Source organism: Rhodococcus sp. (in: high G+C Gram-positive bacteria), from assembly GCF_049591685.1.
Classification (GTDB): domain Bacteria; phylum Actinomycetota; class Actinomycetes; order Mycobacteriales; family Mycobacteriaceae; genus Rhodococcoides.
Genome location: NZ_JBAWFH010000083.1, coordinates 1 through 6,829, shown reverse-complemented (window position 1 = coordinate 6,829; position 6,829 = coordinate 1). Strand labels below are relative to the sequence as shown.

General features: G+C 64.8%; 7 protein-coding genes and 2 tRNA genes. 1 reads left to right on the top strand and 8 read right to left on the bottom strand.

Features of this window, described 5'->3' with window-relative positions; genetic code table 11:
- Both WBQ44_RS03885 and WBQ44_RS03880 read right to left on the bottom strand, forming a co-directional pair.
- Positions 1-495: rhomboid family intramembrane serine protease (locus WBQ44_RS03885; protein ID WP_495565422.1), on the bottom strand; the 495-nt coding region annotated here is incomplete at its 3' end.
- A 39-nt stretch (positions 496-534) separates the two neighbouring features.
- Positions 535-1,062 (bottom strand): peptidylprolyl isomerase, encoded by a 528-nt coding sequence (locus WBQ44_RS03880; RefSeq protein WP_495565421.1) that lies wholly within the window; start codon positions 1,060-1,062, stop codon positions 535-537.
- A gap of 107 nt (positions 1,063-1,169) precedes the next feature.
- On the opposite strand from WBQ44_RS03880, the gene WBQ44_RS03875 reads away from it, so the two are divergent.
- Positions 1,170-1,553 (top strand): hypothetical protein, encoded by a 384-nt coding sequence (locus tag WBQ44_RS03875; RefSeq protein WP_495565420.1) that lies wholly within the window; start codon positions 1,170-1,172, stop codon positions 1,551-1,553.
- A 24-nt stretch (positions 1,554-1,577) separates the two neighbouring features.
- On the opposite strand, the gene WBQ44_RS03870 is transcribed toward WBQ44_RS03875, so the two are convergent.
- The 6 genes from WBQ44_RS03870 to WBQ44_RS03845 all read right to left on the bottom strand — a co-directional run.
- Positions 1,578-3,152, bottom strand: coding sequence for an alpha/beta hydrolase (locus WBQ44_RS03870; protein ID WP_495565419.1), 1,575 nt, complete (start codon positions 3,150-3,152; stop codon positions 1,578-1,580).
- Positions 3,153-3,279: 127 nt separating this feature from the next.
- Complete coding sequence (locus WBQ44_RS03865; RefSeq protein WP_495565418.1) at positions 3,280-4,296, bottom strand: GGDEF domain-containing protein; 1,017 nt, start codon at positions 4,294-4,296, stop codon at positions 3,280-3,282.
- Between the two features lie 204 nt (positions 4,297-4,500).
- Positions 4,501-5,448, bottom strand: a complete 948-nt coding sequence (locus WBQ44_RS03860; RefSeq protein WP_495565417.1) for an acyl-ACP desaturase — start codon at positions 5,446-5,448, stop codon at positions 4,501-4,503.
- 233 nt (positions 5,449-5,681) lie between these two features.
- A tRNA-Ala gene (locus tag WBQ44_RS03855) sits at positions 5,682-5,754 on the bottom strand.
- Between the two features lie 169 nt (positions 5,755-5,923).
- Positions 5,924-5,997: transfer RNA gene (locus WBQ44_RS03850), tRNA-Ile, on the bottom strand.
- Between the two features lie 108 nt (positions 5,998-6,105).
- Positions 6,106-6,829 (bottom strand): DUF3566 domain-containing protein (locus tag WBQ44_RS03845; RefSeq protein WP_495565416.1); only part of this gene is annotated, 724 nt, incomplete at its 5' end.

The following is a 6,829-nucleotide window of genomic DNA, read 5'->3' as shown; positions in this document are numbered from 1 at the left end:
TCCGAGGATCGCTTCGACGTCTCTGCCGATGATGTAGAGCGCGAACATGTTGACCAACAGGTGGAACGGTCCGATATGAAGGAATCCACTGCCGAGAAGCCGTTCGACATCGCCCGTGGCCACAGCCGGCGGGAACAACGCCCACGCGTCGAACAGCGACGACGCGGCCGTATTGTCGAGCGCACTGCGTGACTGGGCCGCAGTGACGCCGAACGCGAGCACGTTGAGGCCCATCAAGATGTACGTGACGAGCCCGTACGCCGCGCCGGTGGTCGCTCCCGCGACCGTTCTGGCGCGACGGACGGATGCGTTGCCCGCGCGAACACACGAGAGGCAGTGCTGGCCGACCGCCGCCGGATGCAGGCACTCGGGGCAGGCAGGGTTGCCGCACCTCGAACATGCCAATCCGGTGGGCCGGTCGGGATGCCGGACGCACCTCGCCTGAGGTGGGGTGGGCTGATCGCCGTGCGCGCCACCCCAGCCGGGGTTCGTCATCGTGAAGTTCCTTCGCGAGCGGGTGTCAGACGAGCCGAATCAGGACAGCGTGACGCTGGTGATGACGACCTCGTCGACGGGACGGTCACCGCGGCCGACGGGGGTGCCGGAGATCGCGTCGACGACCTTCTTGGACGCCTCGTCGGTCACTTCACCGAAGATGGTGTGCTTGCGGTTGAGGTGCGGGGTCTTGCCGGTGGTGATGAAGAACTGCGAACCGTTGGTGCCCGGGCCGGCGTTTGCCATGGCCAGCAGGTACGGGCGGTCGAAGACGAGTTCCGGGTGGAACTCGTCGGCGAACTTGTAGCCCGGTCCGCCGGCGCCGGTGCCGGTGGGGTCTCCACCCTGGATCATGAAACCGTCGATAACGCGGTGGAAGACGGCGCCGTCGTAGAACGGTCCGGATGTCCCGCCCGACGCGTTGGCCGTGGAGTACTCCTTGGATCCGTCGGCGAGACCGGTGAAGTTCTCGACCGTCTTCGGCGCGTGATTGCCGAAGAGCTCGATGACGATGTCGCCGCGGTTGGTGTGCAGCGTGGCCGTTGATGTCTTGTTTGGTGAAGTCACCCCTCCATCGTGCCACTGCCGGCCCGCGGCGTGTCTGTCGCACCGCACAGCAGTGTCCCTCGCACCACAGCCGAATCGGTCGCGCGCCTGTGTGGAACAGTGGAGACATGACGAGCACATCGAAGTCTGCGCAGGTTCGGGACGTCGCCGTGAGCACCGGGGGCATTGCGCTGAAAGGCGCGAGATTGTTCTCCATGGGGTACGCGGGCATCGGCTATCAGCTGGCCAAGCGGGGCTACGGCCTCGCGCACCGCGAATCCGAGAGCCGAGCTGCCCGCCGTGGTTCCACGAAGACGGGTACCTCCACCGGGCGGACTCGTCGCTTCCTCGTGTTCGGCGCGGTGTTCGGTGTAGCTGCGGGCGTTGCGGTGCTGGCGACGCGTCGTCGACGCGAATTCGTGCCGGCCGCCGATGCACCGCCTCGCCTGTCGGACTACGAAGACACCCCCACGCCCGTCAACGGATCTTCGGCGCAGCACGCCGAGCAATAGTCGAACCGGCTCGGTAGCCGGGCCCTACCGCAGCTCGTCGGTACGGCCGGCGACGACGAGCGCGACGTCGCGCTGAATCAGCGTGCCCTCGGTCAGGTACTCACTGTGTCCCTGCGCCTGTTTCAAGTTCGACGCCTCGTCGGTTGCCAGCAGCCGTACACCGTCCATCCCGCTGGGGTCCACGCCGAACGCTCCGAGGTCTGCCACCATGTCGCCGGGAGCCTCGCCGACGAACACACTTCCGGGCGGCACGGACAGAGCGCTCGCGTCGCGCACATCCAGCCCTGGTGAACCCAACGCCACCAGGGCGTCCACCCCATTGGCGTCGGCGTCGCGCACCGACATCGCTGCCGTGAGCGACCCATAGGAGTGTCCGAGGAGCGACAGGTGGGGATCTTGCGAACGCGCGGCGTCGAGTCCGTCCAGGAACGAGGTCAGTCGTTGCCCGCCCGTCGCAGCGGCCGCCGATGTCGCGACCGTGCGGCCTGGATCGAGCAGGGCCATTCCGAATTCCGGCGTCTGGTAGTTCATCCACGTCACGCACGCGACGCTCTCCTGCGCCGGTAGATGGGCTTGCACCTGCGTCTTCAGCGCGCCGATGTCGCCGTCATATCGCCCAAGGTCGTCGGCTACGTCGGAACCGAACCCGGGGACGAACACCGCGACGTGCGTGGCTGTGTGGACGTCGCCGACACCGATCGCCGCCAAGGTCTCGTCGCTGGTCGAGTTGTCCAGCACCAGCAGTTGACGATCTCCTTTCTCGAGGGTGCGGGTGATCGCGTCGAGGGCATCGAGCCGCTCGAGGGTTTGTTTCAGGCCGGCGTCTGCGTCGTCGAACAACCCGCCGAAGACGTTGTTCTCCACCCGATGGGCCAACTGCTTGGCAACCCCCTCGAGTCGCACTCGCTCCGCCCGCAGCACCTCGCGGTTGGCGTCGTCGCGGACCGCAGCCGGAATACCGTCCAGGTTGCCGATCGACCCGGGGTGCCGGTCGAGCAAAGCTGCCTGTTCGATCGGCGTCAGCGATGCCCAGAAGGCTGCATTCGCGGGTGCTGTTCCCGGAGCGGGCAACGGTGGTTGCGAAATCTGTTCTCGGTCTTCACCGCCGTCCAGCAAGCTGGCAGCTGTGTCTTCGTCGATCTCCGTCGCTCGACGCAACGTCACGTGCACCCGCTCGGTCAGTTCTCGCAGCAGGCGCAGGCGATGCCGGCCTTCCTCCCAGGCGTCCGCGGCGCTCGTCGTGTACGCGACGAGGCTGTCGGTGACGGCCCCGTCGTCGGCGATGGCGAACGATTGTTCCGCGCCGACGGACACGCTCTCTCGGACGAGGGACGCTATCGGGTACATCCGAGCTGCGGCCTCCGCGACGCATCGGCCGATCTCATCGAGTTGTGTTGCAGCGCGGAAGCATTCGTCGCTCCGTACCTGCAGGTCGGCGCGAGCGGCATTGGCCGCATCCCCCTCCCAGTGCAGTCGACCCATTGCCCGTGTGAGTTCGTCGGCTTCGATGCGCAGATGTGAGCCCGCATTGATCACCTGTATCGACAGCATCGATACCTCGTCGACGTTCCACCCTCGAATATCGCTCCACGACAGCATTTTTCGCCCTCCCCGACGGTAACGCACAATGTCGGCGTTCGGGCCGACCTGTACGTATCCAACACGGGTTGGGCATGGCGCCCAGAAATCTATCCCCAGGCTGTGGATGAATTCTGTGGCGAGCGCGTCAACGCGCTATTCTCCACTCCGTTTCGTCGGAATCGACGTGCGGCGCACGCGGCGTGGCGTCGCTGCGGGGACGGCTGCGTTTCGCGCGATACAGATCGGTGTCCGCGGCCCGATAGATTTCGGCCCACCGGCGGGCTGCGGGCATGCACACCAGGCCCACACTCCATTCCGCGCGATGCGCGCGGCGCAGGCGATCGATGATCTGCCACGCCTCGGCCTCGAGGACACCGGGCATGAACAGGACGAATTCGTCGCCGCCCAATCTGCCCAGTACGTCGCGGCGCCCGATTTCGGCCTTCCACGCCTTGGCCACCCGGGCGAGCAGAACGTCACCCGCGATGTGCCCGTACTCGTCGTTGATCTGCTTGAAGTTGTCGAGGTCGAGCACCGCCATGCTCACCGACAGGCCCCTGGCTGCACAGACGGGAAGCATATTCTCCACCTTCGATTCGAACCCGAAGCGATTGAGCAGCCCCGTGAGGGCGTCGTGGGTGGCGGAATAGCGCATGCGGCGGGCGAAGACGCCGAACACCTCGGTCGCGCCGACGACGCCCAGAGCGATGAGCACGTACGCGATGAACGAGGACTGATACGACCCCATAACGGCCCCGGCCACCGCCGACACCGCAAGCACGCCCACCCATACGCCGGCATTTCGTTCCGACCAGAACGCGCCGATGTGCATCCCGAGGAACATCGTCGCCTGAAAGCACACGAGAAAGGCCGGAAGCGTCGACGCGGCGGCGAACGACAGGGCGACGGCTGCGATTGCCATCGACGTCACCGTGCCGATCGCCCGTTTGGGACTCGGCATTCTTGTTCGCAGCAGAACGACGGTCGACGCGATACCCATCGCCACTGCACCGAGGATGGCCACCTTTGCCGCGACACCTGCAGTACTCCACGACGCGCTACCGCTGGCGGCGTAGAGCAACGTGGTGCCCATGACGTACACCAGTAGCGTCAGTCCGGACTCGTCGAGTTTCGGCCAGGCAGCGAACACGCGATCGATCACGCGAGCCGTCCACTGCCGAGCCGCAAATTGACGTGGGGCCGGACAAGAAGGTGCGCTGCACGGGTACGACGGCGTCGGTTCGCCACAGCCCACCTCCGATGAGAACATCGCGCTCGAGGCGGCGACGACGTCTGTCGTGCGGGACTTTAACACTTTCCGTCGTCTGGAGAACTGCCGAACGAACTTCGCCCGTGATCGCCGCGTTCAGGACACCAGCTGGGACCGCGCTGCTTCGCGGGCAAGAAGCCTGTCGCGCGATTCCTCGAACTTCGCTGCCTTGACGGCGAGGTCGTCGACGAATGCGGCAATACGGTCTCTGCCCTTCTCCCCTTCGCCGGTGAAGTCGTTCCGTTCGAAGATCTGCCACTTACGGAGTACCGGCATCAACACTTCGTCGAGGTGTTGGCGTAGGTCGTAGATCCCGTTCTTGGCGAGCACCATGGCGTTCTTCCGGAAGTTCGGCATGTTCAACCCGGGCATGGAGAAATCGGTGACGACGTCGGCGATGGCGTTGACCATCTGATCGGGCGTCAGATCGAGCGCCGCAGCACCGAGGTTGCGGTAGAAGATCATGTGGAGGTTCTCGTCCGCGGCGATACGCGCCAACATTCGGTCGGCCACCTCGTCACCGCAGGCGAGACCGGTGTTGCGATGAGACACCCTTGTCGCGAGCTCCTGCAGGGTGACGTAGGCGACCGAGTGCAGGAAGTTCTTGCCGTCCATCGGGGCGTCGACACCGGTGGTCATGTGTTGCATGCGGGCCTGCTCGAGGGCGACGGGGTCGACGGCGCGCGTCACGACGAGGTAGTCGCGCATCACGATGCCGTGCCGATTTTCCTCGGCGGTCCAGCGACCCACCCACGTACCCCAGGCACCGTCGAGTGAGAAATTGTCCGCCAGGCCCCGGTGATACGACGGGAGATTGTCTTCGGTGAGCAGATTGGTGATCATCGCGATTCGAGCCAGCTCGGACAACGACGATTGGGAGATGTCCCAATCCTGACCGCCCATTGCCGCGAAGTTCCGGCCCTCGTCCCACGGGATGTAATCGTGCGGGTGCCATTCCTTCGCCATCGACAGGTGACGATCGAGGTTCTGCTCCAACGTCGGTTCGAGTTCGGTGAGCAGTTCGGTGTGATCGAGGTAGCGCATCGTGGACCATCCTTTTTCCGCGCGATTCCCCGACCCGGGAGTGGGCAGACGAATCCCGACTCGACAGACCCTAGGGCGCGCGGTGGCGTCGATCACGCTTGATCGGGATTGTCTGGGACTGTTCCCGCAACGCATTCGGCCGTGTTGGCAGAGGTCACAAACGCCGGTCGCCCACAGCGTGTCCGAAACGACGAAAGGCGCTCGGCCGAAGCCGAACGCCTTTCGTGAAACTGTGGAGCCTAGGAGATTCGAACTCCTGACATCTGCCTTGCAAAGGCAGCGCTCTACCAACTGAGCTAAGGCCCCGGGGTGAACCGGACTAGCGAACGATACCCTACACGTTCGAGAGTTTGTGCCAGACACCATCTCCGCCGCGCTTGGAACGCATCTTCGACAGGGTGACCGCCACTGCTACCACCGCTCCGAAGAGAACGAGAACCTTGATGGAAACTCACCCTCTTCGTCGCGTTCGGTGTGGGCCTAGGAGGACTTGAACCTCCGACCTCTTCCTTATCAGGGAAGCGCTCTAACCGCCTGAGCTATAGGCCCTCGTACCTCGATCCGTGCAAGATTTCTCTTGCCGAACCGAGGAGTGAGATTACCGTATCGGACCGCTGTACTCCAAAACGGCCCGATGCGGCACCCTCGTCGACGTGATCAGTCGCGGTCCGCCAGCGTCAGCTCGACGCCGCCGACCAGGTCCGATGACAGGTTGTAGATGAACGATCCGATAGTCGTCAGGGCAGTGAACAGCACGACGTTGATGAGACCGATCACAGCTGCGTACCCGAACACCTGCCCGGCACTGACCAAGCCACCGTCGCCTGATTCGGAGACGATGTCGGTGAACGCGCTGTTCAGACGATCCCAGACGCCCATCCCGTCGAGCACCGCATAGAGCAGGCCCACGGCAACCATCCACACGAAGAACAGCGATACCGCAATGACCAACGAAATCTTCAACGTCGACCACGGATCTATCTTGCGCAGCTGAATGGTCGCGCGCAGCGGCTCACCGTCCTCGCGGCCCGCGATCGTCATCGGCTGACCGACCCTCTGCGTCTCCGCAGTGGGTGACGAGTGCCGCACCTCGGACAGGTCCGGCATGTCCTTCGCCAGATCTTTGCGCTCGATATTGCGGGTGGGCCCGTCGATGCCCGCAGCCTTCGTCTTGGCGGCTTCGCGACGCTGCGTCTTCTCGTCCGTGCTGTCGGCCCCGGAGTACGCACCACGCTGACCGGCGTCCGTGGGCGCTCCCGCGGGCAACGTTCCACCTCGCGCCGACAGATTGGTCTGCGGCTGCTGCTGCGGCCCCGTTCCCTGCTGCGGCCCCGACTGCTGTGTAGCCGCGCCTTGCTGGGGGTCGCGCTGCTGGTTTGCG

Bases quoted from the DNA above. Each gene is read 5' to 3' on its own strand.
- WBQ44_RS03875 (WP_495565420.1), top strand. From the start codon at position 1,170: ATGACGAGCACATCGAAGTCTGCGCAGGTTCGGGACGTCGCCGTGAGC.
- WBQ44_RS03870 (WP_495565419.1), bottom strand. From the start codon at position 3,152: ATGCTGTCGTGGAGCGATATTCGAGGGTGGAACGTCGACGAGGTATCG.
- WBQ44_RS03860 (WP_495565417.1), bottom strand. From the start codon at position 5,448: ATGCGCTACCTCGATCACACCGAACTGCTCACCGAACTCGAACCGACG.